Below are 26,211 nucleotides of genomic sequence, written 5' to 3'. Positions count from 1 at the left end.
CGGGTAGATTGGAGGGATGGCCAGGCCCACTCTCTCCGCCGAGCAGCAGCGCGTGTTCGAGCTGATCGAGGGCACCCGCAAGCACGTCTTCGTCACCGGCCGGGCCGGTACCGGCAAGTCGACCCTGCTGAACCACCTCTCCTGGAACACCGAGAAGCAGCTCGTCATCTCGGCCCCCACCGGCGTCGCCGCCCTGAACGTGGGCGGTCAGACCATCCACTCGCTCTTCCGGCTGCCGATCGGCGTCATCGCCGACAGCGAGATCGAGCAGAACGCCGAGGTGCGCAAGCTCCTCAACACCATCGACACCCTCGTGATCGACGAGGTGTCGATGGTCAACGCCGACCTGATGGATGCGATGGACCGCTCGCTCCGGCAGGCACGGGGGCGCAAGGCCGAGCCGTTCGGCGGAGTGCAGGTCGTGCTGTTCGGTGACCCGTATCAGCTGGCCCCCGTGCCGGGAGACGGCGAGGAGCGCGCCTACTTCGCCGACCACTACCGCTCGATGTGGTTCTTCGACGCCAAGGTGTGGGAGGAGACGGAGCTCGAGATCGTCGAGCTGACCGAGATCCACCGGCAGCACGACGACGAGTTCAAGCACATGCTGAACGCGGTGCGCTTCGGCATGGTCACGAAGGAGATCGCCGACGTGCTGAACGCCACGGGCGCCCGCTCCCCCGCGCCCGACACCGCCATCACGCTGGCGACCCGCAACGACGCGGTCAACCGCATCAACCAGACGGCGCTCGGCCGGCTGCCCGGCCGGGTGCTCAGCGCCAAGGCCGAGATCAGCGGCGACTTCGGGGGTCGCGCCTACCCGGCCGACCTGAACCTCGAGCTCAAGGTGGGAGCGCAGGTGATGTTCCTCCGCAACGACGCCGATCAGCGCTGGGTCAACGGCACGGTGGGCACGGTGACGAAGATCGCCTCGACGGTGTGGGTCGAGGTCGACGGCGAGGTGCACGAGGTCGACCCGGTGGCCTGGGAGAAGCACCGCTACTCCTACGCGCCCGAGTCGAAGAAGCTGAGCAAGGAGGTGATCGGCGAGTTCACCCAGTTCCCGCTGCGGCTCGCCTGGGCGGTCACCATCCACAAGTCGCAGGGCCAGACGTACGACGAGGCCGTGGTCGACCTCGGGGCCCGCGTGTTCAGCCCCGGCCAGACCTACGTGGCGCTCTCCCGCCTCACCTCGCTCGAGGGCCTGTACCTCAGCCGTCCGCTCCGCCCCTCCGACATCATCGTCGACCCGGCCGTGCAGGCCTTCATGCGCCGACGCCGCGACGAGGCGGCCGCCGCCCGGGCCTGATCTTCTTCCTCTCTGAGGATTTCTCGAGTACGATCCGACTATGACCGGACGTCCTCGACTAGTGATCGTGCTGGTGGCCGCGTTGCTGGTCGCCGGCGCCGCACCGGGTGCGGCGGCCGAGAGCCTCGGTGCCCAGAGCCTCGGTGCCGTGCCTTTCGTGCGCGACACGATCACGGTGCCGCACGGGCCGAAGTCAGGTGATGAGCTCGCCGTCGACCCGGTCAGCCGCCAGCTGTACCTCACCGGCGACGGGGTGAACGGCGTCTCGGTGTTCGACACGACGACCCGGCGCTTCACGACGTCCATCGCGACGGGGCCGGACGGCGGCCCCGGCATGTACCCCTCGGGAATCGGGATCGACTCGAGCCTCGGGCGGGTGTTCGTGGCCGACGAGACCGACGACACGGTGTCCGTGATCGACGTGACGAGCAATACCGTCATCGCGCGGATCGAGCTCGCGCAGGCGGGTGAGACACTCCGGTCTCATGAGGTCGCGGTCGATCCCATCGCTCATCGCGCCTATGTCGTGAACTTCGGAGCGTCCTTCATCTCAGTCATCGACACCGTGTCGCTCAGGGTGGTCGGCGCGATCGACGAGTTCGGCGGGGTGACCGCCGGCGCGTCCGACCTGGCGATCGATCCCGGGCTGCACAAGGGCTACGTCATCGATTCCGGTGCGGGCACGGTGTCCGTGTTCGACACGCTCTCCGGTAGGGCCTCATCGACGATCATCTCGGGCATCGGGGGGTTCCCCCGTGACATAGTCGTCGATGCGGTACGGCATCGCGCCTACACCGCGGACTACACGACCCAGTCGGTCTCGATCATCGACACCACGCGAGACGTCGCGGTGGGCACCGTCCCGGTCGGATCGGGCCCGATGGCGGTCGCGGTCGACTCCTCGTCGCAGCTGATCCACGTCATGAACCTCGAGGGCGAGACCGTCAGTGTGATCGATGCCATGGAGGACCGGGTGCTGACCACCCTCGAGCAGGGTGGGCGATACGGCACGGGGCCGCGCCCGTCGGCCGTCGCCGTAGACGAATCGACGTCGACGGCCTACGTGCTGAGCTGGCCCACCGGCTCCATCGCCGTCGTCGGCTCGGGACGCTCCCGCATGTCGACGATCGAGCGGCAGGCCGGCGCCGACCGCTACGCGACGGCGGCGGAGGTGTCGCGGCAGACCTTCGCGCCGCAGGTTCCCGTGGCCTACATCGCCTCGGGCTCCACCTTCCCCGATGCGCTCTCCGGCGGTGCTGCTGCTGCCGCGGAAGGGGGACCGGTGCTCCTCGTGCCGCCCGATGGTGTGCCGGACGTCGTCGCTCGCGAGTTGAGCCGGCTGCGGCCTTCGAGGATCGTGGTGCTCGGAGGGAGTGTCGCGGTCTCCGACGGAGTGCTCGCAGCGCTCGAGGCGTTCGCTCCAAAGGTCGATCGGATCGGGGGCGCCGATCGGTTCGAGGTCTCGGCGGCGGTCTCGGCCGAGACGTTCGCCGAGCATCCGACGGTCGCCTACGTCGCGTCGGGCGCCGACTTCCCCGATGCGCTGGCGGGCGGAGCAGCGGCCGGCCTCGATCGGGCCCCGGTTCTGCTCACGAGGAAAGACGCGGTTCCCGTTGCGGTGACGGCCGAGCTCACTCGCCTGAAGCCAGACCGCATCGTGCTGCTCGGAGGGCCGGCAGCCGTGTCGGAGGAGGCCGAGTCGCACCTGCGCCTGATCGCGCCGACGACCAGGCTGTCGGGGGCCGACCGCTTCGCGGTCTCCGCCTCCGTCTCGCACGAGTCCTTCCCGGTGGTACGAACCGATACGGTCTACATCGCCTCGGGCGAGAGCTTCCCCGACGCCCTGGCCGGGTCGCCGGCCGCGGTCACCACCTGGGCTCCCGTGCTGCTGGCCAGACGGGACTCGCTCCCCCAGGCCACCCTCGACGAGCTCGACCGGCTGAGGCCGTCGCGCATCGTCGTGCTCGGCGGCCCGGCGGCGATCAGCGCGCTGACGATGAACCAGCTGGAGGGACACCTGCGCTGAGACAGGACCTCGGCTCTGGGGCCGGCCCCCCCTTACTGGGGCGGGTGCGGCCCCGCGTCGGCGAGGGAGCGCCGATAGCCTTGCGGCGAGGGGGTTCACCATGGCAACTGTGCTGTATCGCATCGGCCGGTTCGCCGCACGGCGGAGCATCGTCGTCATCGTGGGCTGGATCGTTCTGCTCGTGCTCATCGTCGGCGGCGGACAGCTGCTGCAGAAGTCGTTCGCCTCCGCGTTCGAGATCCCGGGCACCGAGTCGCAGCAGGCGATCGACATGCTCGACCAGCGCTTCCCCCAGGCCGCGGGCGGCTCGGTGCGCGTCATCTTCGAGGTGCCGGAGGGGTCGAGCATCCAGGACTTCGAGCCTCAGATCGCGGCGGCCGACGAGGCGATGAAGGCGTCCCCCGACGTGGTCGGGGTGAGCGGTCCCTTCGATGAGAACGTGACGGGCCAGGTCTCCGACTCCGGAGAGTACTCCGGTCGCCTCGCCTTCAGCACGGTGCAGCTGACGGTGGCGAGCTCCGACTTCACCGAGGCCGATGCGACCGCGCTGAAGGCCGCGGCCGAGACGGCGGCGACGGGTGGGATGACCGTCGCGTACTCCGGCCTCACCGACGTGAGCACCGCAGCGGCCGACACCGAGCTGATCGGTCTCGCCGTGGCCTTCGTCGTGCTGCTGATCACCTTCGGCTCGCTGCTCGCCGCCGGCATGCCCCTCGTCACCGCCGTGATCGGTGTGGCCGTCGCCTACTCGCTGATCGTGCTGTCGACGGCCTTCGCCGACGTCTCCTCGACCGCCCCGCTGCTCGCGACCATGCTCGGCCTCGCGGTGGGCATCGACTACGCCCTGTTCATCGTCTCGCGGCACCGGGCCCAGCTCATCCGGGGGATGGATCCGAAGGAGTCGGCCGCCGTCGCGACCTCCACGGCCGGAAGCGCGGTCGTGTTCGCCGGCCTCACCGTCGTGATCGCGCTCCTCGGCCTGGCAGTCGTGCAGATCCCGTTCTTGACCGTCATGGGGCTCGGCGCCGCGGTGGCCGTGGTCGTGGCGGTTCTCGTGGCCCTCACGCTGCTGCCGGCCATCCTGGGCCTGTTCGGCCGGAAGCTGGTGCCGAAGCCGACCTCGCGCTCGACCAAGCGGGAGCTGGCGGCCGAGGGCACGCACCGCACCCTCGGCGCCCGCTGGGTCGCTGTCGTCACGGCCAAGCCGGTGATCACCGTCGCGGTCGTGGTGATCGGTCTCGTGATCGTCGCGCTGCCGGTGGGCTCGATGCGCCTGACGCTCCCGGATGCGGGCTACAACCCCGAGGGCTCGGTGTCGCGCACCGGCTACGACCTGCTGGATGAGGGCTTCGGGCCCGGCTTCAACGGGCCGCTGCTCGTGACCGCCGACGTCTCGACCGTGGCCGCGACCGACCTCGGCGACGCCATCACCTCGTTCGGAGACCGGTTCGGCGGCCTCGACGACGTCCAATCGGTGAGCCAGGTCGTGCCGAACGCCACGGCCGACATGCTCATCGTCTCGATCACGCCCGATTCGGCTCCCGACAGTGCCGCCACGCAGAACCTGGTGCAGAGCATCCGCTCGAGCGAGCCGGCGTTCGAGAAGGCGAACGGCTTCGGCTACCAGGTGACGGGGCAGACCGCCCTCGGCATCGACGTCTCCGAGCGGCTGCAGAGCGCCCTGGTGCCCTACGGCATCGTCGTGGTGGGGCTGTGCATCATCCTGCTCACCATCGTGTTCCGCTCGCTCGCCGTGCCGGTGACGGCGACCGTCGGCTATCTGCTGTCGGTGTTCGCGTCGTTCGGCATCGTCACCGCGGTGTTCGAGTGGGGGTGGCTCGCCGACGTGCTCGGCGTGGCCAAGGTCGGGCCCGTGATCAGCTTCTTCCCGATCCTGCTGATGGCCGTGCTGTTCGGCCTGGCGATGGACTACCAGGTCTTCCTGGTCTCCCGGATGCGCGAGGAGTTCGTCAAGACGGGCGACCCGCACACCGCGGTGCGGCACGGCTTCATCGGCGCCGCGCGCGTCGTGACCGCGGCGGCGCTGATCATGTTCGCGGTGTTCGCCTCGTTCGTGCCCGGCGGCGGAGCGGTGCTGCAGCCGATCGCGCTGGGGCTCGCGGCCGGCGTCTTCATCGACGCCTTCCTGGTGCGCATGACGTTCATCCCCGCGGTGATGATCCTGCTGGGTCGCTGGGGCTGGGCGCTGCCCGCCTGGCTCGGGCGCATCCTGCCGAACGTCGACCTCGAGGGTGAGGGCGTGCGCGAGCTGCTCTCCGCCACCGAGTGGCGGCCACTCGACGAGGCGGGGCGGCCGTTCGCCGTCGCCGCTGCGGGAGCCGTCGTGGTGGGCGCCGGGGCCGCGCCGTTCGAGCTGCGCGCCGAGGCGGGCGAGCTCGTGCTCGTGACGGGGGCGTCGTCGACGCACCCCGAGGCCGTGGTCGCCGCGTTCGCCGGGCGGCAGGAGCTGCGCGGAGGGCACCTGCGGGTGCTCGATCAGCCGCTGCCGTTCCACGCGGCGGCCCTGCGGCGGAGTTCGGTGCTGGTGCAGCGCCCCGTCGACGCGTCGCTCGGGGAATCGGGCGGGGCGCTGGCGTCCGGAGCCCCCGGCGTGCTCGCCCGGCTCGAGCGCGAGCTCGGGGCCGAGCTCGACGAGCTCTGGGGTGCCCCGGTCGCCGGGGAGTGGCTGCGCAGCCTCGCGGTGGCGACCACCGCCCGGGCGCGGCTCGTCGCGATCGACGCCACCGGCATCCCGACCCCGCTGCTGCAGCGGGCGCTCGCCGTGCTGCACGACGCGCTGCCGCTCGCCGCGACCCTCGCCGTGGCGCACCACGGCGCCCGGCTCGAACTGAGCGGCCGGAACGTGCGGGTGCTCGCCCTCGTTCCCGCTCCCCCGGGGCTCGAGCTGACGGTGCACCTGCCCGCGAAGGAGCTCGCGGCGCCGGCGTCGGCTGCGCCCGGGGCTGCGGCGCTCGATGCCGACCCGGCCGGCACCGCCTCCGACACCACCGCCGCCGCCCCGTCCTCCCCCACCGACAGCACCCCTCGAGAAGAAGTGACCGCATGACGAGCCTCCGATCCCTCGTGCGCCGCGGCGACACCGCCCCCGTCTCCCCGCTCGGACGCCGCATCGCCATCGGGCTCGCCGTCCTCACGCCGCTGCTGATCGCGGGCGTGGCCGTGAGCGCGTTCCAGAGCCCGGCCGGAGCCGAGGCGGGGTCGAGCACCGCCGGCTCCCCCTCGAGCACCGCCGGTTCCTCCTCGAGCACCGCTCCCCTGCTGCCCGCCGCCCTGGTGAACGAGGACGAGTACGTCGACGTCACGGCCGCGGACGGGACGACGTCGAAGGCCGTGTTCAGCAAGCTGCTGACCACCGACCTCACCGACGGCACCTCGGGCACCGGCTTCAGCTGGACCCTCACCGACGCGAAGACCGCGTCGGCCGGCCTGGCGTCGGGCGACTTCGCCGCCGTCGTGACGATCCCCTCCGACTTCAGCGCCTCGTTCCAGTCGGTGGGCACGGCGAACCCGGTGCAGTCGACGCTGCAGGTGCAGACCGATGCCGGCAGCAGCTACGCCACCCAGCTGCTCGCGAACGCCCTCTCGACCGACCTCCAGGCCGCGGTCTCCCGCCAGATCACCTCGGGCTACGTCACCAAGTCGCTGGAGGCGTTCGGCGGAGTGCGCACCAGCCTCTCCCAGGCCGCGGGCGGGGCGACCCAGATAGCAGGCTACGTCGACCAGGCGGGCACCGGTGCCGACGGGCTGGCCGGCGGCCTGACCGACGCGGTCGACAAGGGAGCGGTGCCGCTCACCACGGGGGTCCAGGGTCTGGCCTCAGGGCTCGGCACCCTGTCGACCGTCGTCGCACCCCTGCCGCAGGTGGCGGACGGCTTCGCCGAGGCCTCCTCCGGCATCTCGAGCGGCATCTCGTTCCTGAAGACCGTTCTCGACGACGAGACGGCGGCGAGCTATGCCATCGACGAGCGCCAGAAGGCCCTCGAGTCCGACATCGCCGCCCTGAGCGCCGACGTGCCGACCCTGACGCCCGAAGAGACCCAGGCCCGGCTCGCACAGCTGCAGGAGACGGCGGCCGGGATCCGGGTCTCGTCGTTCACCGTCACGCTCGCGCTGGGTGCTGACGCGCTGGGCGTCGGCGAACTCGAGAGGTACTCGACCGAGCTCAGTGAGGCTCAGTCGGCGTTCGCGGCCTCGACCCCCCTGCTGACGAAGGGGATCTCGGATGCCGCCGGTGCGTCGTCCCAGCTGGCCACGGGCATGGTGTCGCTGACGGGTGGCCTCCGCGACGCCGCCAAGGGCGCCTCCGAGCTGGGCGGCAGCCTGCACGAGCTCAGCACCGCCCCTCAGGAGCTCGCGACCAAGCTGCAGGAGGGGTCCGACCAGATCCCGGCGTACACCGCCGACCAGCAGACGCAGCTGGCGACCGTCGTCACGCAGCCCATCCTGACCGCGCAGACCAGCGTGGGCGGGGCGCCCTCCCCCGCTGCCGCGATCGCCGCCGTTGTCATCCCGCTGGCGCTCTGGCTGGGCGCGTTCGCCGTCTACCTCCTGCTGGCGCCGTTCACGCGCCGCGCCCTCGACTCCACGGCGTCCACCGTCCGGGTCGTCGTCGGGGCGCTGATCCCGGCCGCGCTGCTCGGCCTCGTGCAGGCCGCGGTCGTGGCCGCGGTGCTGTTCGCCGTGGGTGTCGATCCGGCCCGGCTCGCCGGCGGCATCCTGTTCTCGCTGCTGATGTCGCTCGTGTTCGTCACCCTGCACCAGGGGCTGATCGCCCTGCTCGGCCAGACCGGACGGGTGCTCTCGATCGCCCTGCTCGCGGTGCAGGTCGCCGCCGCGGCCGTGATCGTCCCGGCCGGGTTGAGCTCGTCGCTCTACACCGGGATCGCGTCGCTGCTGCCGCTGACCAACGCCATCACCGGGCTGCAGGCGCTGCTCGCGGGCGGATCGCTCGACACGGTGCTCGGTGCCGCTGCGGCGCTCGCCGTGTTCGGGCTGATCGGTCTCGCGCTCGGCCTCGTCGCCGCGTCGCGGCAGCGATCACGCGACGTGGTGGTCATCGCATCCCAGCCGGCCCTCCCCGCAGGGCCCCGGGCGGCGACCGCCTGACCCCGGGCGCCCGGCGGGGCTCGCCGGCTACGCGACCTGCGCGGCCTTGGCCTGCGCCAGGTCGAGGAAGAGCTCGGTGTTGAATCGATACGCGACGAGCACCTCGTCGATCACCCGCTCCCGCTCCGCCGCGTCCCAGTCGACCGCGTCGAGCTGGGTGCGGTAGGTCTCCTTGAACTCCTTCGGCTTCGCGATGTCGCCGAAGAGGTAGAAGCCCACGCCGTTGGTCTCGAAGCCGAACTGGCGCTGCATCAGCGTGCGGATGATCTGCCCGCCCGAGAGGTCGCCGAGGTAGCGCGTGTAATGGTGGGCGATGAAGCCGCCGTTCCAGGTGGCAGCGACCTCGTCGATGCGCCGCACGTAGCGGGCGGTGGTGGGCAGCGGCACGATCTGCTCCCGCCAGTCGTCGCCGATCAGGAACCGCAGGTCTTCGACGATCGCGGGCAGCCGGGTGAGCTTCGGCGAGATGAACGACGCCGCCACGGGATCGTTCTTCATCCGGTCGGCGGCCGCCTCGAGCGACTCGTAGATGAAGAAGTGCTGGGCCACCAGCGCGATGTAGTCGTCGCGCGAGCCCTTGCCGCTCATCAGATCCGTCATGAAACCGGCGCCCTCGCTGTCGGAATGTCCGGTCCAGGTGCGCTCGCGGAGCGCCTGCGAGAAGGGGATCACTGCAGCCATGCGTTCAGTCCAAGCCGTCGGAGGTTAGGTTGCCCTAACTGTAGCGGAGGGAACGGCCGGAATGTCTACGAGTTCGTCACGAATGCGGGCGCGGTTCGACACCCAGCACCGCGCACGCCTCGTCGTAGAGCGCCACGATCTCCCGCCGCACCTCTCCGCGCTCGGTGATCGCCCCGGCCGGCCAGGCGACGGATGCGCGATGCGCTCCCCGGGCGGTGGTGACGTCCCACACCCCGCCGTCCCCGTCCAGGCCCACCATCTCGGCCGACTCCGCGGACGGGTCGACGAAGGCGCGGGCGATCAGCAGGTTGTCGTCGGTGTGGTCGCCGTTCATGTGGCGGAGGATCGCCTCGACGACCTCGGGAGCGAATGCGGTCATGCTCCCGAACGCTAGTCCAGGAGCTGCGCCTGCAGGAAATAGGTGCTCCGGGCGAAGGCCAGGGCGGCGGCGTTGCGATCGACCAGCGGCAGCACCGTGGCGTTCGCGAAGCCGGCCGTGGTTCCGGCGTAGCTGTGCTGGGTGACGGGGGTGCCGTGCTCCTTCAGCCGGCTGACGAAGCCGTCGACGTCGGCCCCTCCGGCCCAGGCCGTGTCCTCGGCTCGGTGGAGCAGCACGGGCGCGGGGACGACCCCGCCCTCGTCGTCGCCGAGCAGGGCGTAGTAGGCGACCACCGCATCCGCCGCCCCGCGCTGAGCGAGACGCAGGGCGTAGCGACCACCGAGCCCGAGCCCGATCAGCCCGACCCGGGCCGGGCTGCCCTCGGCGGCACCCTCCGGGGTTCGGGCGAGCGCCACGGCGTCGTCGAGCGTCGCCAGGGCGAAGCCCGGGTCGAGCCGCGCCTCGAGCTCGGCCGCCCCGTCGGGGTCGGTCGTCGCGACCCCGTCGAACAGGTCGGGCATCACCACGAAGAAGCCCTGGCCGGCGAGAGCGCGGGCGTACGCCTCGAGGTACGGCAGGCGGCCGTAGGCGTCGTGCACGATCACGACGGCGGGCCGCCCGCTCTCGCCGAACTGCAGCGGCCAGCCGGGCGAGGGGATGTCGACGAACTCCGCCATCAGCCGACCCCCCGCTCGTGGGCGAGGCGCAGATGGTTCATGTGCATGGCGGTCTGCGCGAGCGCGGAGAAGCGGTGGAACGGGCGGAGGTTCTCCCAGCCGGCCGACCAGCGCACCCCCTCCGCCACCTTCCACACGGTGGCACCCGGGCTCTGCTCCAGCAGCGCGGCGATCTCCGCCGAGCGGGCGCGGTGATGCTCGCGGGTCTCGCGGACGCGGGCGGTGAGGCCGGTGAAGCGGTAGCCGTGACCGGGTAGGACCTCGTACATGCCGCCCGAGGCATATGAGTTCCCCGACTCCAGCTGTTCGAGCCGGTCGAGCGAGGCCAGGTGGTCGCCGATGGCGTCCTCGGCCGGACCGCCGAGCCCGATGCCGCCGAAGATCGCGGGCAGCAGATGGTCGCCGGTGAGCACCAACCGCGCGTCGCGGTCGACGAGCGCGACGTGGCCCGGCGTGTGACCAGGGGTGTCGAGCACCTCCACCTGCCGACCCGGGATGTCGAGCAGGTCGCCGTCGGAGAGCAGCCGGTCGGCGCTGGACCACGCGGCGGTCACCTCGATCGACATCGGCTCCAGCTCCTCTCGCCGGGCGGCCGGCACACCCCAGCTGATCAGGCGGGCGGTCGTCGCACCCGGGGTCTGCCGATCGCGGGCGTCGGCGAGGCGTTCGATGGCGGCCTGCTCGCGCTCGTGCAGCACGATGCGGGCGCCGGCGCGCTCCCGCAGGTGCTCGGCGAGGCCGAGGTGGTCCCGGTGCAGGTGGGTCGAGACCGTGCTGCGCACATCGGCGACGGTTCGGCCGAGCGAGTCGAGCGCGCTCTCGAGGCGGGCCCGGTTCTCCTCGGAGTCCCATCCGGGATCGACGACGTGCACGCCGCCGGCGTCGTCGAGCACGAGGTAGCTCAGCGTGTAGCGGGGCGAATGGGTCGACCCGAGCGCCTGGGGCAGCACGTGCAGCCAGTCCCGCACCGGCGCGAGAGGGGGCAGACCCTCCCCTGACGTCTCGGCGCGGAGCTCCTCCTCGCTGATCGCCTCGACCCCCGGCACGGGCGTGGTCCTCACGGCAGCCGGCTGATCGTCTCGAGGAACAGCCCGGCGAAGCGCGCCACGTCGACGTCGAGGGCGACATCGACCGGATGCGCGACCGACGCGCCCCCGGCGTGCACCGTGTCCTCGCCCACTCGCCGGCGCCGGTCGACGACGGTCTGGCCCCGGCTCTCCCCGCCGAGCTCCACCCGAACCGGATGGCGCTCCACCCGGAGGGCCCCGGGATCGACCAGGGCGCAGAGCGCCCCCGCGTCGCCGATGTGCCCGCCGAACGCGGAGGGGTCGTGGGCGTCGTCCGACTCCGGGTCGGCCATCTGGAAGTGCAGCAACGCACCGGCCAACCGCTCCGACGCCGACGACGACTCGAGCAGGAGCCGCGCGGCCGGCTCGTCGATGGTCACCTGGTTGAAGACGTCGAGCCCGTACATGAAGGTGGGCACGCCCGAGTCGAGCACCACGGCGGCCGCCTCCGGGTCGTGCCAGACGTTGAACTCCGCCACCGCGGTGGCGTTGCCGCCCGAGGCGGACCCTCCCATGAACAGGATGCGCTCGATCCTCGGGGCGACCTCCGGGTGCAGGCGGAGCAGCAGGGCGAGGTTGGTCTGCGGGGCGAGCGCGACGATCGTGACGGGACGATCGGAGGCGAGCAGGAGGTCGCGGGCGAGATCGACGGCGTGCCGCGCATCCGGAACCCGCTCGGAGACGGGCAGACCCAGGTCGCCGAGACCGTCGCTGCCGTGCACGTGCGAGGCCCGCGGCGGCGCGATCAGCGGCCGCTGCGCCCCGGCGGACACCGGGATCGGCGGAGCGCCGGCGATGTCGAGCACCGTCAGCGTGTTGGCGACCACGTTCTCGAGCGAGGTGTTGCCGGCGACGCAGGTGATGCCGATGAGCTCGATCTCGGGATGCGCGACCGCGAAGAGCACGGCGAGGGCGTCATCGACGCCGGTGTCGACGTCGAGCAGTACACGATGGGCCACGGGCCCAATCTAGCGCGGGGCGCGCGTCGACCAGAGAGCCCACGCCACCAGCACGGGCTGGAAGGCCAGCCGCACCGCGCGTCGGCGGTCGGTGTCGAGTCCGAAGGCGCTGCGGCCGTGCAGCCACTGGGAGACGTTGCCGGGGAAGATCGCCGTGAAGAACAGGGCCGCGACGGTGCCGACGGCCTTCTTGTGCCCGGGGAGCGCGACCAGGGCGGCGCCCAGGGCGATCTCGGCGACACCTGAGGCGAGCACGACCGTGTCGGTGTCGACCGGCACGAACTCGGGCACCTGGGCCTGGAAGTCGCGGCGGGCGAAGGTGAGGTGGCTGGTACCGGCGAAGACGAGAGCCGAGCCGAGCGCCACGCGGGCGATGGTGCGGAGAGGAAGGGCCATGGAGCAATGATGCTCCGTTCGGAGCGGATGACGGGAATCGAACCCGCGCTATCAGCTTGGGAAGCTGAAGTTCTGCCATTGAACTACATCCGCGCATCCGCCACGGCGGGCGGACGCATCAAGTCTATACACTGACTGCGTGCTCCTCTCCGACCGCGACATCCGAACCCAGATCCGCGAGAACCGGGTCAGTCTCGAGCCCTTCGATCCCGCCATGGTGCAGCCGAGCTCGGTCGACGTGCGGCTCGACCGGTACTTCCGGCTGTTCGACAACCACAAGTACCCCTTCATCGACCCCGCGGCCGACCAGCCCGAACTCACCCGCCTGATCGAGGCGAAGCCCGACGAGCCGTTCATCCTGCACCCGGGGGAGTTCGTGCTGGGTGCCACCTACGAGCGGGTCAGCCTGCCCGACGACCTGGCGGCCCGGCTCGAGGGCAAGAGCTCGCTCGGTCGGCTGGGTCTCCTGACGCACTCCACGGCAGGCTTCATCGACCCCGGGTTCTCGGGTCACGTCACGCTCGAGCTGAGCAACGTCGCGACGCTGCCGATCAAGCTCTGGCCGGGCATGAAGATCGGGCAGCTGTGCTTCTTCCAGCTCTCGAGCCCGGCCGAGCGGCCGTACGGGTCGGCCGAGTACAGCTCGCGCTACCAGGGGCAGCGGGGGCCGACGGCGTCGCGCTCGCACCTGAACTTCCACCGCACCGACGTCTCCGCGCTGACCGAGGGGTCGGCGGGGGAGTAACGCGCGAGGAGCCCGCTACTTGGCGGCGCCGCCCGGCAGGCCCGCCGCGCCGAGTCGTGTCGCCCCGCGCGAGCGCGCCCGCTGCTCCTCGAGCGCCTCGGCGAAGCTCGCCTCCCAGTCCTCGGCGACGTCGATGCCGAGGCGGCGGGCCTCCTCGACCGAGAGCTCCTTGGGGAACCCGTGGGTGTCGGAGAGCCGGAACACCTCGGTGCCCGTGAGCGTCTGGCCCTCGTAGAGCGCGAGCGCGGCGAGCCCGCCCTCCAGCGTGCGGCGGAAGGCGTTCTCCTCCTTCACCAGCACGGCCACGACCTCGTCGCGCGAGGCGGCGACCTCGGGGTAGTCGGCCTCGTAGAGGTCGGCGATCACGGGGACGATCTCGCTGAAGAAGTTCTCGCTCAGGCCGAGCGACAGGGCGAGGCGGATGGCGCGGCGCAGCAGCCGGCGCATCACGTAGCCCTGCTCCTTGTTCGAGGGGCGCACCCCGTCGACCGCGAGGAAGGTGGCCCCGCGCAGGTGGTCGGCGATGATCCGCATCGCGGCGGTCTCGTCGTCGTAGGAGCGGCCGGTGAGCTGTTCGAGCTTCTGCACGATCGGCCAGAGCAGCGAGATGCGGAAGACGTCGTCCGAGCCGAGCGAGGCCGCGGCGATGCGCTCCAGTCCGCCGCCGAAGTCGACGTTGCGCTTCGCGAGCTCCTCGAAGGAGCCGTCGGCCAGCCGCTGGTACTGCATGAAGACCTGGTTGCCGATCTCCATGAACTGGCCGCCGTCGCTCGCCGGGTGGGCGAGGCCGTAGGAGGGGTCCTGCTTGTCGGCGCCGAAGTCGTAGAAGACCTCGCTGTCGGGGCCGCAGGGGTCGCCGATGGGTGTCGCCTCGAGCGAGCCGCCGCGCGACCACCAGTTCTCGCCGCCGTCGTAGAAGAAGATGCGCTCGCCGGGTTTCACGCCGCGGGCGTCACCGTCGGCCTGGGAGCCGATCTCGGCGATGCCGTTCGAGACGCCCTTCTCGGCGAAGACCTGCGCCCAGATCGAGGCGGCCTCGTCGTCGCGCGGGATGCCGTTCGCCTGGTCGCCGATGAAGCAGGTGACGTAGATGTTCTCGGGGTCAAGGCCCACGATCTCCGTCAGGAACGCGTAGAACTGCCGGATCTGAGTTTCTTTGAAGTAGTCGCCGAGCGACCAGTTGCCGAGCATCTCGAAGAAGGTGGTGTGCCGGTTGTCGCCGACGTCGTCGATGTCCTGGGCGCGCACGCAGGGCTGGGAGTCGACGAGGCGGTTGCCCGCGGGGTGCGGCTCGCCGAGGAGGTACGGCAGCAGGGACTGCATGCCGCTGCCGTTGAAGAGCGTGCTGGTGTCACCCCGGGGCACGAGCGGGGCCCGCTCGATCACCGTGTGCCCGTTCGTCTCGAGGAAGGCGAGGTAGGAGTTGCGGATCTCGTGGGCGTCCATGCGACCAGCTTCGCACAGCGCCCAGGGCCGCGGGGGAGCGGCGGGACCCCCAGGCCGGGGGCGTTCCGGCGCCGCCGGATCAGTGCGTTGGCGGGACTGCTCAGTGCGTTGGCAGGACTGCTCAGTGCGTGGGCAGGACTGCTCAGTGCGTCGGCAGCGACTGCAGCTGCGGCAGCTGCAGGGTGAGCCAGGGGCTGAACGCCCACGGGGTGAGCGCCACGGCGGTGCCGAGCTCGGCGGGGTCGGCCCAGTGCCACTCGGCCACCTCCTCCGGGTTCGGCCGGAGCGGCGAGGCGGCGCGCGCCGTGAACACGGGGCAGATCTCGTTCTCCACGATGCCCGAGGCGTCGATCGCCAGGTAGCGGAAGTCGGGCAGCGCGAGCTCGAGGGCCGTGACCTCGAGACCGAGCTCCTTCTCGGCCCGCCGCACCACCGCATCCGTCATCGACTCGCCCGGTGCGGGGTGACCGCAGAACGAGTTCGTCCAGACACCCGGCCAGGTCAGCTTGCCGAGCGCCCGCCGGGTCACCAGGATGCGCCCCTCGTCGTCGAAGACGTGGCAGGAGAAGGCGAGGTGCAGCGGCGTGCTCTCGGTGTGCACCGCTCTTTTGTCGGCCACTCCGATCGCGGCGCCGTCGTCGGAGAGCAGCACGACCTGTTCGTTCACAAGGGTCATTTAGCTATTCTCCTTTATTACAAGACAGCCATGTAAAGTCGAACCGTGGACACGCACGATCTGGTCGCGACGTCGGAACGCCGGCAGCAGCACGTCGAACGGGTTCTGACGTCGTTCTTCAGCGACTCCCACTATCGCGCTCGGGCGCTGGGAGCGCCATACGCCGCCCTCTGGCAGACCCTCGAGCGCAACGCCTCCGGCGGCAAGCTGTTCCGGCCGCGCATGGTCATGGCGGCCTACGAGGCGCTCGGCGGCACCGACCTCGACGCGGCGGCCCACGTCGGGGCGGCCTTCGAGTTGCTGCACACCGCGCTGATCGTGCACGACGACGTGATCGACCGCGACTTCGTGCGCCGCGGCAACCCCAACGTCTCGGGCAGCTACCGCGACATCGCCACCACCGCCGGCATCCCGCTGCCGATCGCCGAGCACCGCGGCATGTCGGTGGCGGTCATCGCGGGCGACCTCGCGCTCTTCAACAGCTACCGGATGCTCGACCGCTCCGGCGCGGAGGGCGTCGTGCGCACTCGGCTGCACGACATCTTCGACGAGGCGATGTTCGTCTCGGCCGCCGGCGAGCTCTACGACGTCGACTTCTCCATCCGCGCCGAGCCGCCGACGGTCGACGAGATCGTCGACATGGAGCGGCTGAAGACCGCCGGCTACTCCTTCGAGGGTCCGCTGCAGGCGGGTGCCGTGCTGGCCGGAGCCTCGGGCGAGGCGGTCCACGCCCTCGGACGGTACGGTCGCAGCATCGGTATCGCCTACCAGATCGTCGACGACCTGCTCGGCGTCTTCGGCGACGAGGGCGACACCGGCAAGACCACGATGGGCGATCTCCGCGAGGGCAAGCGCACGGTGCTGCTCGCCCACGCGGTCACCCAGCCGGGCTGGGCCGCGGTCGAGACGCTCTTCGGCTCGCCCGAGCTGACTCCCGAGGGCGCCGACCGCATCCGCTCGGTGCTGGAGGAGGGCGGATCGCGCCGCTTCGCCGAGGCTCTCGCCCGCGACTTCGCCAACCGGGCCTGGGAGGCCCTCGTCACCGACGCCCTCCCCGAGGCCGTCCGCCAGGAGTTCCAGCCCGTGGTCGCCTCGGTGCTGGGGCGGGTACGCTGAGGCCATGACCGGGCCGAGCCTCTACGACCAGGTCGCGATGGAGACCGCGTCGGTCGTCATCCGGCGGTATTCCACCTCCTTCGGGCTGGCGTCGCGCCTGCTCGCTCCCGCCGTGCGCCAGGACATCGAGAACATCTACGCCCTCGTGCGCCTCGCCGACGAGGTCGTCGACGGGGTCGCCGCCTCGGCCGAGCTCAGCACCGTCGAGATCACCGAGCGGCTCGACGCCCTCGAGCGCGAGACCTGCAGCGCGCTGCTCTGCGGCTACAGCACGAACCTCGTGGTGCACGCCTTCGTGCTCACCGCCCGCCGCACCGGCTTCGGTGACGAGCTCACCACGCCCTTCTTCCGCTCGATGCGGGCCGACATCTCGGCCAGCCGGCACACACCCGAGTCGTTCGCCGACTACGTCTACGGTTCCGCGGAGGTCGTGGGACTGATGTGCCTCGCCGCCTTCCTGCGCGGCGAACGGGTCACTCCGGCCGAGCATGCGGTGCTCGTCGACGGCGGCCGGCACCTCGGGGCGGCGTTCCAGAAGATCAACTTCCTGCGTGATCTCGCGGCCGACTTCGGCGCGCTCGGCCGCAGCTACTTCCCCGGAATCGACGTGACCACGTTCACCGAGGCCGAGAAGATCCGCATCATCGCCGACATCGACGACGACCTGCGCATCGCGCGAGCGAGCCTGCCCGGCCTGCCGACGAGCAGTCGCCGCGCGGTGGCGCTCGCCCAGAGCCTGTTCGAGGAGCTCACCGACCGGCTGCGCGCGACGCCCGCCGCGGTGCTCGCGACCTCGCGTATCCGGGTGCCCAACCCGGTCAAGGCGCGACTCGCGCTGGCGGCGGCGGTGGGGCGGCTGCCCCGCGAGCGGAACACGACCACCACGGCCCCTGCGGCCACCGAGGGAGACACGACCACGTGACGGCGAAGACAGCACTCGTGATCGGCGGCGGCATCAGCGGACTCGCGAGCGCCGCCCTGCTGGCGCGCGACGGCTACACGGTGACCCTGCTCGAGAAGAACGACGAGCTCGGCGGCCGTGCGGGCACCTGGGAGAAGGACGGCTTCCACTTCGAGACCGGCCCCTCCTGGTATCTGATGCCCGAGGTGTTCGACCACTTCTTCAAGCTCTTCGGCACCACCGCCGAGGCGGAGCTCGAGCTGGTCAAGCTCGACCCGGGCTACCGCGTCTACTTCGAGGGCGAGGAGCAGCCGATCGACCTCCAGGCCGATCGCGCCAAGAACCTCGACCTCTTCGAGTCGCTGGAACCCGGCTCCGGCGTGCGGATGGCCGGCTACCTCGACTCGGCGCAGCAGACCTACGAGCTGGCCAAGGAGTACTTCCTCTACTCGACCTTCGAGAAGCTCGGGCCGGTGTTCACCGCCAAGCCGGTGCTGAAGCGCCTCCCGCGCCTGCTGCGACTGCTGACCGAGCCGCTGAACTCGTTCGCGGGCCGTACCGTGAAGGACCCGCGGCTCGTGCAGGTGCTCGGGTACCCGGCCGTCTTCCTCGGCAGCTCGCCGTATGCCGCTCCGAGCATGTACCACCTGATGAGTCACCTCGACCTCGACGAGGGCGTGCTCTACCCGCAGGGCGGCATCACCACGGTGATCGCCGCGATCGAGCGGATCGCCCGTGCCGAGGGTGTCGAGATCGTCACCGGCGCCGATGTGAAGCGCATCGTGACCGCCGTCGACGGTGCGGCGGCCGACGTGCCCCAGCCGGTCGACGCCTTCGACTACGAGACGACCATGTACGACACCGACGTGATCGACCGCGACCAGCTCGCGCGCCTGCTGGCCGGCGAGGAGCCGAGCGGCGAGCCCACCCGCGAGGGCGACGCCGAGGAGGAGACCCCCGCCGCGGGCCGCCCGCACGTCGGCGGCGTGCACTACACCGACCGTGAGGGCCGCGCCCACTCGCTCGAGGCCGACGTGGTCGTCTCGACCGCCGACCTCTGGCACACCGAGACCAGCATGCTGCTGCCTGAGCTGCAGACCTACCCGGAGTCCTACTGGGAGAAGCGCACCGCCGGGCCGAGCGCTCTGCTGGTGCTGCTCGGTGTGAAGGGCGAGCTGCCCGAGCTCGAGCACCACACCCTGTTCTTCACGAAGGACTGGAAGTCGAACTTCAGCAAGATCTTCGACGACCTCGAGGTGCCCGACCCGGCCTCGCTGTACGTCTGCAAGCCCAGCGCCACCGATCCCGGCGTCGCCCCCGAGGGTCACGAGAACCTCTTCGTGCTGGTGCCGCTGCCGCCCGACCCGTCGATCGGCAAGGGCGGCGTCGACGGCGCGGGCGACCCGCGCATCGAGCAGCTCGCCGACACCGTGATCGAGCAGATCGCCACCTGGGCGGGCGTGCCCGACCTCGCCGAGCGCGTCGTCGTGCGCCGCACCATCGGCCCGGCCGACTTCCTCGAGACGCTGAACGCCTGGCGGGGCACCGCCCTCGGCCCCGCGCACACGCTGCGGCAGAGCGCCATGTTCCGTTCCCGCAACGTCAGCACCAAGGTCGACGGCCTCTACTACGCCGGCGGGTCGACCACCCCCGGCATCGGCCTGCCGATGTGCCTGATCAGCGCCGAGCTGGTGCTGAAGCGCCTGCACGGCGACACCACGACGACGGCTCTGCCCGAGCCGCTCGCGCTCTAGGGCGCGCCCGGATGGGCATCCTGTACCTCGCCGCCCTGCTGGTGTCACTCACCGGCATGGTGGTGCTCGACCGGCGCTTCGGGCTGTTCTTCTTCGACCGGCCGCGGCGAGCGGCGATCGTGCTGGTGGCCGGCGTGCTGTTCTTCGTGGTCTGGGACCTGTTCGGCATCGGCCTCGGCATCTTCTTCCGCGGCGAGACCTCGTTCATGACGGGGCTGCAGGTGGCGCCCGAGCTGCCGGTCGAGGAGCTGTTCTTCCTCACCCTGCTCTGCTACCTGACGATGAACGTGTTCCGGGGCGCGCAGCTCCTTCTCGAGCGGCGGAGGGCGGCATGACCTACTGGGCCCTGAACGCCGTGTTCCTCGGCGTGGTGGCGGTCGTGGCGGTGCTCGCCGCCGTGGTCGTGCGGCGCGCGCATCCGGATGCCCGGCGGAACCTTCTGGGCGTGTTCGGTCTCACGGCCGGCCTGCTGCTCGTGCTCACGGCGCTGTTCGACAACGTGATGATCGCGATCGGCCTCGTGGGCTACGACGAGGGACGCATCTCGGGTGCGTTCATCGGCATCGCGCCCCTCGAGGACTTCGCCTACGCGCTCGCGGCCGCCGTGCTGCTGCCCTCGCTGTGGCTGCTGCTGGGTTCGAGGAGCCGCGCATGATCCGCCAGCTGCTGGTCTCGTCACGCCCGCTGTCGTGGGTGAACACGGCTTTCCCGTTCGCGGCGGGCTACCTGATGACCACGCGCGAGGTCGACCTCGTGTTCGTGCTCGGCACGATCTACTTCCTGATCCCGTACAACCTCGCGATGTACGGCATCAACGACGTGTTCGACTACGAGTCCGACCTGCGGAACCCCCGGAAGGGCGGGGTCGAGGGCGCGGTGCTCGACCGTTCGCTGCACAAGGTCACGCTCTGGGCCGTGGTGATCACGAACATCCCGTTCCTCGTCTATCTCGTGGCCGTGGGGTCGCCGCTGTCGTGGCTCGTGCTCGCGGTGAGCGTCTTCGCCGTGATCGCGTACAGCATGAAGGGGCTGCGCTTCAAGGAGCGGCCCTTCCTCGACTCGCTCACCTCGTCGACGCACTTCGTCAGCCCGCTGGTCTACGGCCTGGTGCTGGCGGGGGCGGTGTTCACCCCGGCGCTCTGGGCGGTGCTCGGCGCCTTCTTCCTCTGGGGCGTCGCGAGCCACGCCTTCGGGGCGGTGCAGGACATCGTGGCCGACCGCGAGGGCGGCATCTCCTCGATCGCGACCGTCATCGGCGGGCGCGCGACCGTGCGGTTCGCGTTCGCGTGCTACGTGCTGGCGGGGCTGCTGCTGCTCGCCTCGGAGTGGCCCGGCCCGATCGCGGCGGTGCTCGCGTTGCCCTACGCGCTGAGCGTCGTGCCCTACTGGTCGGTGCGCGACGAGGATGCGGAGACCGCCAACAAGGGGTGGAAGCGCTTCCTCTGGTTCAACTTCCTCAGCGGCTTCGTGGTGACCATGCTGCTGATCTGGACCTGGGTGCTGCGTCCCTAGCACCCCCGGAGGTCTGCCTACACTTCTGTGATGGAACGCAGGCCCGCACGCGACCGGATCGGCGACGCCCGTGCGCGCGTGCGCGGTGCGGCCGAGCGCCGGCCCCGGCTGCTGATCGGCATCGCCGCCGCCAGCGCGGCGCTCGCCCTCGTGGCCACCGGGGTCTCGGTCTGGGCGGTCGCCTCCGAGCCGGCTCCTGAGCCGACGCTCGCCGCCGAGGGGCCCGGACCATCAGGGCTCACCCTGCAGCGCCAGGCCGGGAGTCCCGAGCGCACGGTCGACTACAGCTTCGGCCACACCATCGACCGGGCGGTGCCGAGCCCGTCGGCCCGGCTGGACGCCAGCATGCGCCTGCCGTTCGAGCTCGGCGCCGACGCGGGGGCGTTCCGCATCCACCTCCGCAACTGGCAGTTCAACACCGAGGAGGTGTTCACCGACCCCGTGACGATCACGGGCATGGCGGTGGGGGAGCAGCTGGCCGCGCCCATCGGGGCGGGCGGAGCATCCGTCACCGGACTCACCGGCCAGTTCGACGGCACGCCCGTCGGCGTCTCGGGCACGGTCAACCTCGCGGCCGAGGGGATCGTCACCGACTGGATCGAGCCCGACCGCTTCGAGCTCGACGCTCATACGAGCTACCTGCTCGCCCTGGGCTTCAGCACGCCGGCCGGCGCCACGCTCGCCACGACGCCGGGCGTCTCGTGGCTCGACACCGGTGGGGCGTCGCAGCGCTTCGCGGCGGCCGGCGCAGTGGGGCAGGCGGTGTCGCTCGGCTACTTCGACATCTGGATCGAGTACCAGGTCGACCCCGGCGTGCCGGTGCTGGTGAGCATCGGGCACTCGCTGAACGCGCCGGGCAGCTACGACGAGGCCGCCTCGCCGACCCGGGGTCAGGCCACCGCGTGGCCGCAGCAGTGGGCCCTGTCGAACGACGCGGCCGCGGTGACTTTCGCGTCGCCGGGGGCCCAGACGCCGGTGTTCGCGCCCGCATCCGCGAAGTGGCAGGAGTACGGCGAGCTCGACCCCGACGTCGTCACGATCTGGACGGCCTCGAACGACATCGCCCACGGGCGACCGCTCGCCGACATCCAGCGCGACTGGTCGGCGATCGTGTCGACGGTGAAGCGATTGTGGCCGGATGCCCGGGTGTACGCGATGACGGAGCCGCCCCGCGATCTCGGCCCCGCCGAGGAGCAGACGCGGCTCGACTGGAACGCGTGGCTCGGGCTCGTGCCGCCCGGCGTCGACCGGGTGATCGACGCGGACTACGCGCTGCGGGATCCGCTGCAGCCCTCGCTGCTCCGACCCGACGTGGACGCGGACGGCATCCACTTCTCGGCGCGCGGCCACTCGATCATCGCGGGGCTCGTGCCGGTGCCGCGGCTCTGAGAGCGGCTTCCGCCAGCCGTTCACAGGGGACGGGTAGGGTGCGGGCGTGAGCACCTCAGCGCCCTCCGCGCCCGACGCCGCCGCACCCCTCGCCCGGCGGCTGGGGCTCGGCGACGCCGTCGTGATCGGGCTGGCCGCGATGATCGGAGCCGGCATCTTCTCGGCGCTCGCGCCCGCCGCGGGCGCCGCCGGGTCGCTGCTGCTCGTCGCGCTGCTGGTGGCCGCGGTCGTGGCATACGCCAACGCGAGCTCGTCGGCCCAGCTCGCCGCCCAGTACCCCTCGGCCGGCGGCACCTACGTCTACGGGCGCGAGCGGCTGGGGGAGTGGTGGGGCTTCGCCGCCGGCTGGTGCTTCGTGATCGGCAAGACCGCGAGCTGCGCGGCCATGGCGCTCGCCTTCGCCGCCTACGCCGTTCCGCCCGCGTGGCAGCGGCCGGTGGCGGCGCTCGCCGTCGCGGCCCTGGTCGCGGTCAACTCCTTCGGCATCACCCGCACTGCGCGGCTGGCACGGGTGCTCGTGGTCGCGGTGCTGGCCGTGCTGGTGCTCGTGGCCGTGTCGGCGGTGCCGGCGCTGGTCGGCGGTGCGGCGTCGGGCGGTGCGGAAGCGGCGGCTGGCGCATCCGTCGCCGTCGCTCCCGATGCCTACGGCGTGCTGCAGGGCGCCGGCCTGCTCTTCTTCGCCTTCGCCGGCTACGCCCGCATCGCGACCCTGGGGGAGGAGGTGCGGAACCCCACCCGCACTATCCCGCGCGCGATCGCCGTCGCCTTCGGTATCGCGCTCGTGCTCTACGCCGTCATCGCCGCGGTCGCCCTGGGCGCGCTCGGGCCGGTGGGGCTGGCGTCGTCGGCCGATCCGCTCGTGTCCGTGGTGCGCGCGAACGGGTGGGACCGGGCGGCGCCGGTCGTGCGGGTCGGCGCCGCGCTGGCGTGCCTCGGGGCGCTGCTCGCGCTCGTGGCAGGGGTGGGACGCACCGCGCTGGCGATGGCCAGGGAGGGCGATCTGCCGCGGGGGCTCGCCGCCGTGCATCCGCTCCACCGGGTGCCCCGGCGGGCCGAGCTCGTGCTGGGCGCCGTGGTGGTGCTGATCGTGCTGACGGTCGATCTGCGCGGGGCGATCGGCTTCTCGTCGTTCGGGGTGCTGCTCTACTACTTCGTGGCGAACGCGGCGGCGTTCACCCAGGCTCCGGATGCGCGGCGGTACCCGCGCGCCCTGCCGGTGCTCGGCGCGGTGGGCTGCGCGGTGCTCGTGGTGACGCTGCCCGTGCCCTCGGTGGTGGCGGGCGCCGCGGTGGTGGCGGTGGGGCTGCTCGGCCGCCTCGTGGTGCGCGCGGTCGGCCGGAGTCGCGGGCGCGTCGGTTGAGCCGCCACCCGCTGACGGGCCTGCCGCCGGGCCTGCCGCCGAGCCGGGGGCCGGTCAGTCGGCGGGGAGGGCGGCCGCCAGGAAGGGCGCCGTGACGCTCTGCTCGGCGCGGGCCACCTCGCGCGGGGTGCCCTCGGCCATCACGCGGCCGCCGGCGTCACCGGCGCCCGGGCCCAGGTCGATCACCCAGTCGGCCTGCGCCACCACCCGCATGTCGTGCTCCACCATGATCACGGTGTTGCCGCCGTCGACCAGCCGCTGCAGATGCTCCAGCAGGCGGTCGGTGTCGGCCGGGTGGAGGCCCGAGGTCGGCTCGTCGAGCAGGTACAGCGTGTCGCCGCGCTGCACCCGGCGGAGCTCGGAGGCGAGCTTCACCCGCTGCGCCTCGCCGCCCGAGAGCTCGGTGGCCGGCTGCCCGAGGGCGACGTAGCCGAGCCCCACGTCGAGGAGGGCATCCAGGTGCCGCACCGCCTCGAGATCGCCGGCGAACAGCTCGCGCGCCCGGGCGACGCTGAGCCCGAGCACCTCGGCGATGGTCGCGCCCTCGAACCGGATCTCGAGCGTCTCGCTGTTGTACCTGGCGCCGTGGCAGGTGCTGCAGGGCGCGTGCACCGTCGGCAGGAACAGCAGCTCGACCTCCATCGTGCCCTCGCCCTTGCAGGTCGGGCACCGGCCGCTCGGCAGGTTGAACGAGAAGCGGCTCGCGGCGTACCGGCGCTTCTTCGCCTCGGGGGTCGCGGCGAAGAGCGAGCGGATGCGGTCGAACAGGCCCGTGTACGTCGCCACGTTCGATCGTGGCGTGCGGCCGATCGGCTTCTGACTGACCTGCACGATCCGCCGCAGCCTCTCGGCCGGGCCGGAGGCGCGCCCCGCGGTGGCCACGGGGGAGGGGGTGAGCAGCAGCGCGTCGGCGGGCGGATCCTCGACCGTCGTCTCGCCGCCGCCGCCGCCGCCGGCGCCGCCGTCCCGCTCGTCGACCTCGCTGGCCAGGCTCGTGCGCAGCAGCTCGGGCACCGCCTGGTTCACGAGCGTCGACTTGCCCGACCCCGAGACGCCGGTGACCGCGGTCAGGCAGCCCAGCGGGAACGACACCGACAGCCCCTCGATGTTGTTGCGGGTCACGTCGCTGAACGTCGTCCGGGTGCCGGTGTCGCGAGCGGCGGATGCGCGGGCCGGCGTTCCGGCGTCGCCGCCGTGTCCGCCGAAGAGGTACCGGCGGGTGACCGACTCCGTCACGTCGCGCAGGCCCTCGAGCTCGCCGGAGTAGACCACCCGTCCACCCGTCGCCCCCGCACCCGGGCCGATGTCGACGATCCAGTCGGCCTCGCGGATGACGTCGAGCGAGTGCTCGACGAAGAACACCGTGTTCCCGCTGTCCCGCAGCCGGCGCAGGATGCCGAGCAGCGCCGTCGTGTCGGCCGGATGCAGCCCCGCCGACGGCTCGTCGAGCACGAACACCACGCCGAACAGCTGCGAGAGCACCTGCGTGGCCAGCCTCATCCGCTGCAGCTCGCCCGAGGAGAGCGTGATCGTGGTGCGGTCGAGCGAGAGGTAGCCGAGGCCGAGGTCGGTGATGGGGGAGAGCCGGGCGAGCAGCTCGGCCACCAGCCGCTGGGCGGCCAGCCGCTTCTCGGGAGCGAGCGGCCCGGCGCCCTGCGGTTCCCACCCGGGGGCCAGCGCGACGCCCATCAGCTCCGCCACCTCGTCGAGCGGCATCGCCGCGATGTCGGTGATGGCGCGGCCCTCGAAGGTCACGGCCAGGGCCTCGGGCTTCAGGCGCCGCCCGCCGCAGCTCGGGCAGAGCACGCTCCTCATGAACGAGGAGGCGCGCTCGCGCATCCGGGCGCTCTTGGAGTTGGCGAAGGTGTCGAGCACGTAGCGCCGCACCCCGAGGAAGGTGCTCATGTAGCGCGGCTGGCGTCCGGCGGCGACCGCCTTCTGCACTTCGGCCGGCGAGCGGTCGGTGAAGATGGGCACCTGCGGCGACTCGTCGGTGAAGAGCGCCCAGTCGCGCTGCTCCTCGGGGAGGTCGCGCCACGGCACGTCGATGTCGTAGCCGAGCGAGATCAGGCTGTCGCGCAGCTGCTTGCCGTGCCAGGCGGTGGGCCAGGCGGCCAGGGCGCCGTCACGGATGCTCAGCGAGTCGTCGGGCACCATCAGCTCCAGCGGCACGTCGAACACCCGGCCGATGCCGTGGCAGGTGGGGCACGCCCCCTGCACGGTGTTGGGCGAGAAGTCCTCGGCGAAGAGCATCGGGGCGCCGGGAGGATAGGTGCCGACCCGCGAGAAGAGCATGCGCACAACGCTGGAGATGGTGGTGGCGCTGCCGACGGTCGAGCGCGCGCTGCCTCCCGAGCGCTGCTGCGGCAGAGCGACGGCCGGCGGGAGCCCCTCGATCGAGTCGACGTCGGCCACGCCGACCTGGTCGATCAAGCGGCGGGCGTACGGGGCGACCGACTCGAAGTAGCGGCGCTGGGCCTCGGCGTAGAGCGTGCCGAAGGCCAGAGAGCTCTTGCCCGAGCCCGAGACGCCCGTGAAGGCGACGAGGGCGTCGCGGGGCAGGTCGACGTCGACGTCCTGCAGGTTGTGCTCGCGGGCGCCCCGCACCCGCACGAGGTCGAGGGGCGTTCGGGCGGGTCGGGTGTCGGGGGAGGTCATTGCATCCAGTCTGGACCCGAACCGCCCGCACACGGC

The 26,211-nt window shown here is 71.7% G+C and carries 22 protein-coding genes and 1 tRNA gene; 13 read left to right on the top strand and 10 right to left on the bottom strand.

Going from position 1 to position 26,211, the window contains the following annotated elements:
- Positions 1-16 precede the first annotated feature (16 nt).
- The 4 genes from BJ984_RS03585 (at position 17) to BJ984_RS03570 (ending at position 8,459) form a co-directional block, all read left to right on the top strand.
- Complete coding sequence (locus BJ984_RS03585; RefSeq protein ID WP_179546871.1) at positions 17-1,306, top strand: ATP-dependent DNA helicase; 1,290 nt, start codon at positions 17-19, stop codon at positions 1,304-1,306.
- A gap of 40 nt (positions 1,307-1,346) precedes the next feature.
- Complete coding sequence (locus tag BJ984_RS03580; RefSeq protein ID WP_179546870.1) at positions 1,347-3,332, top strand: cell wall-binding repeat-containing protein; 1,986 nt, start codon at positions 1,347-1,349, stop codon at positions 3,330-3,332.
- Positions 3,333-3,432: 100 nt separating this feature from the next.
- On the top strand, positions 3,433-6,399 hold the full coding sequence (locus BJ984_RS03575) for an MMPL family transporter (protein WP_179546869.1): 2,967 nt from the start codon (positions 3,433-3,435) through the stop codon (positions 6,397-6,399).
- Entirely contained in the window at positions 6,396-8,459 is a 2,064-nt protein-coding gene (locus BJ984_RS03570) for a YhgE/Pip domain-containing protein (RefSeq protein WP_179546868.1), read from the top strand. Before BJ984_RS03575 ends, BJ984_RS03570 begins: the two co-directional genes overlap by 4 nt.
- A 27-nt stretch (positions 8,460-8,486) precedes the next feature.
- Here the strand turns inward: BJ984_RS03570 and BJ984_RS03565 are convergent, their stop codons facing one another.
- From BJ984_RS03565 to BJ984_RS03535, 7 genes are all read right to left on the bottom strand, one after another.
- Positions 8,487-9,140: a biliverdin-producing heme oxygenase gene (locus BJ984_RS03565; protein ID WP_179546867.1), complete on the bottom strand. Its 654-nt coding sequence runs from the start codon at positions 9,138-9,140 to the stop codon at positions 8,487-8,489.
- Positions 9,141-9,216: 76 nt separating this feature from the next.
- On the bottom strand, positions 9,217-9,519 hold the full coding sequence (locus BJ984_RS03560) for a DUF2470 domain-containing protein (protein ID WP_179546866.1): 303 nt from the start codon (positions 9,517-9,519) through the stop codon (positions 9,217-9,219).
- Positions 9,520-9,530: 11 nt separating this feature from the next.
- Complete coding sequence (locus tag BJ984_RS03555; protein ID WP_179546865.1) at positions 9,531-10,196, bottom strand: dienelactone hydrolase family protein; 666 nt, start codon at positions 10,194-10,196, stop codon at positions 9,531-9,533.
- Positions 10,196-11,257, bottom strand: coding sequence for an MBL fold metallo-hydrolase (locus BJ984_RS03550; protein WP_179546864.1), 1,062 nt, complete (start codon positions 11,255-11,257; stop codon positions 10,196-10,198). The genes BJ984_RS03555 and BJ984_RS03550 overlap by 1 nt, the downstream gene beginning before the upstream one ends.
- Entirely contained in the window at positions 11,254-12,222 is a 969-nt protein-coding gene (locus BJ984_RS03545) for a nucleoside hydrolase (RefSeq protein ID WP_271206381.1), read from the bottom strand. Before BJ984_RS03545 ends, BJ984_RS03550 begins: the two co-directional genes overlap by 4 nt.
- A 9-nt stretch (positions 12,223-12,231) precedes the next feature.
- Positions 12,232-12,618 (bottom strand): DoxX family protein, encoded by a 387-nt coding sequence (locus BJ984_RS03540; RefSeq protein ID WP_179546863.1) that lies wholly within the window; start codon positions 12,616-12,618, stop codon positions 12,232-12,234.
- Positions 12,619-12,640: 22 nt separating this feature from the next.
- Positions 12,641-12,711: transfer RNA gene (locus tag BJ984_RS03535), tRNA-Gly, on the bottom strand.
- A 46-nt stretch (positions 12,712-12,757) separates the two neighbouring features.
- Between BJ984_RS03535 and dcd the strand changes: the two genes are divergently transcribed.
- Positions 12,758-13,363 carry a dCTP deaminase gene (gene dcd / locus BJ984_RS03530; RefSeq protein WP_179546862.1) on the top strand — a complete coding sequence of 202 codons (606 nt, stop codon included), beginning with the start codon at positions 12,758-12,760 and terminating at the stop codon, positions 13,361-13,363.
- 15 nt (positions 13,364-13,378) lie between these two features.
- Here the strand turns inward: dcd and BJ984_RS03525 are convergent, their stop codons facing one another.
- On the bottom strand, positions 13,379-14,809 hold the full coding sequence (locus tag BJ984_RS03525) for an alanine--tRNA ligase-related protein (RefSeq protein ID WP_179546861.1): 1,431 nt from the start codon (positions 14,807-14,809) through the stop codon (positions 13,379-13,381).
- 142 nt (positions 14,810-14,951) lie between these two features.
- Complete coding sequence (idi, locus tag BJ984_RS03520; protein ID WP_179546860.1) at positions 14,952-15,485, bottom strand: isopentenyl-diphosphate Delta-isomerase; 534 nt, start codon at positions 15,483-15,485, stop codon at positions 14,952-14,954.
- Between the two features lie 45 nt (positions 15,486-15,530).
- Between idi and BJ984_RS03515 the strand changes: the two genes are divergently transcribed.
- Genes BJ984_RS03515 through BJ984_RS03480 form a run of 8 tightly spaced genes read left to right on the top strand, consistent with a single transcriptional unit; the run spans position 15,531 to position 23,517 of the window.
- Entirely contained in the window at positions 15,531-16,601 is a 1,071-nt protein-coding gene (locus BJ984_RS03515; RefSeq protein WP_271206380.1) for a polyprenyl synthetase family protein, read from the top strand.
- A 4-nt stretch (positions 16,602-16,605) separates the two neighbouring features.
- Entirely contained in the window at positions 16,606-17,523 is a 918-nt protein-coding gene (locus BJ984_RS03510) for a phytoene/squalene synthase family protein (RefSeq protein WP_179546859.1), read from the top strand.
- Positions 17,520-19,256 carry a phytoene desaturase family protein gene (crtI, locus tag BJ984_RS03505; protein ID WP_179546858.1) on the top strand — a complete coding sequence of 579 codons (1,737 nt, stop codon included), beginning with the start codon at positions 17,520-17,522 and terminating at the stop codon, positions 19,254-19,256. Before BJ984_RS03510 ends, crtI begins: the two co-directional genes overlap by 4 nt.
- Positions 19,257-19,267: 11 nt before the next feature.
- A complete protein-coding gene (locus tag BJ984_RS03500; protein WP_179546857.1) occupies positions 19,268-19,591 on the top strand; it encodes a lycopene cyclase domain-containing protein in 324 nt (107 codons plus the stop codon).
- Positions 19,588-19,911 (top strand): lycopene cyclase domain-containing protein, encoded by a 324-nt coding sequence (locus tag BJ984_RS03495; RefSeq protein ID WP_179546856.1) that lies wholly within the window; start codon positions 19,588-19,590, stop codon positions 19,909-19,911. Before BJ984_RS03500 ends, BJ984_RS03495 begins: the two co-directional genes overlap by 4 nt.
- A complete protein-coding gene (locus BJ984_RS03490; protein WP_179546855.1) occupies positions 19,908-20,768 on the top strand; it encodes a prenyltransferase in 861 nt (286 codons plus the stop codon). Before BJ984_RS03495 ends, BJ984_RS03490 begins: the two co-directional genes overlap by 4 nt.
- A gap of 30 nt (positions 20,769-20,798) precedes the next feature.
- Positions 20,799-22,157 carry an SGNH/GDSL hydrolase family protein gene (locus BJ984_RS03485; protein ID WP_179546854.1) on the top strand — a complete coding sequence of 453 codons (1,359 nt, stop codon included), beginning with the start codon at positions 20,799-20,801 and terminating at the stop codon, positions 22,155-22,157.
- Between the two features lie 46 nt (positions 22,158-22,203).
- A complete protein-coding gene (locus tag BJ984_RS03480) occupies positions 22,204-23,517 on the top strand; it encodes an APC family permease (RefSeq protein WP_179546853.1) in 1,314 nt (437 codons plus the stop codon).
- Between the two features lie 54 nt (positions 23,518-23,571).
- On the opposite strand, the gene BJ984_RS03475 is transcribed toward BJ984_RS03480, so the two are convergent.
- On the bottom strand, positions 23,572-26,175 hold the full coding sequence (locus BJ984_RS03475) for an excinuclease ABC subunit UvrA (protein ID WP_179546852.1): 2,604 nt from the start codon (positions 26,173-26,175) through the stop codon (positions 23,572-23,574).
- Positions 26,176-26,211: the final 36 nt, after the last annotated feature.

It is taken from the genome of Herbiconiux flava (genome assembly GCF_013409865.1).
In the GTDB taxonomy this organism is placed as follows: domain Bacteria; phylum Actinomycetota; class Actinomycetes; order Actinomycetales; family Microbacteriaceae; genus Herbiconiux; species Herbiconiux flava.
The sequence above is the reverse complement of the archived record's forward strand: the minus strand, read 5'-3'. Positions and strand labels throughout refer to the sequence as shown.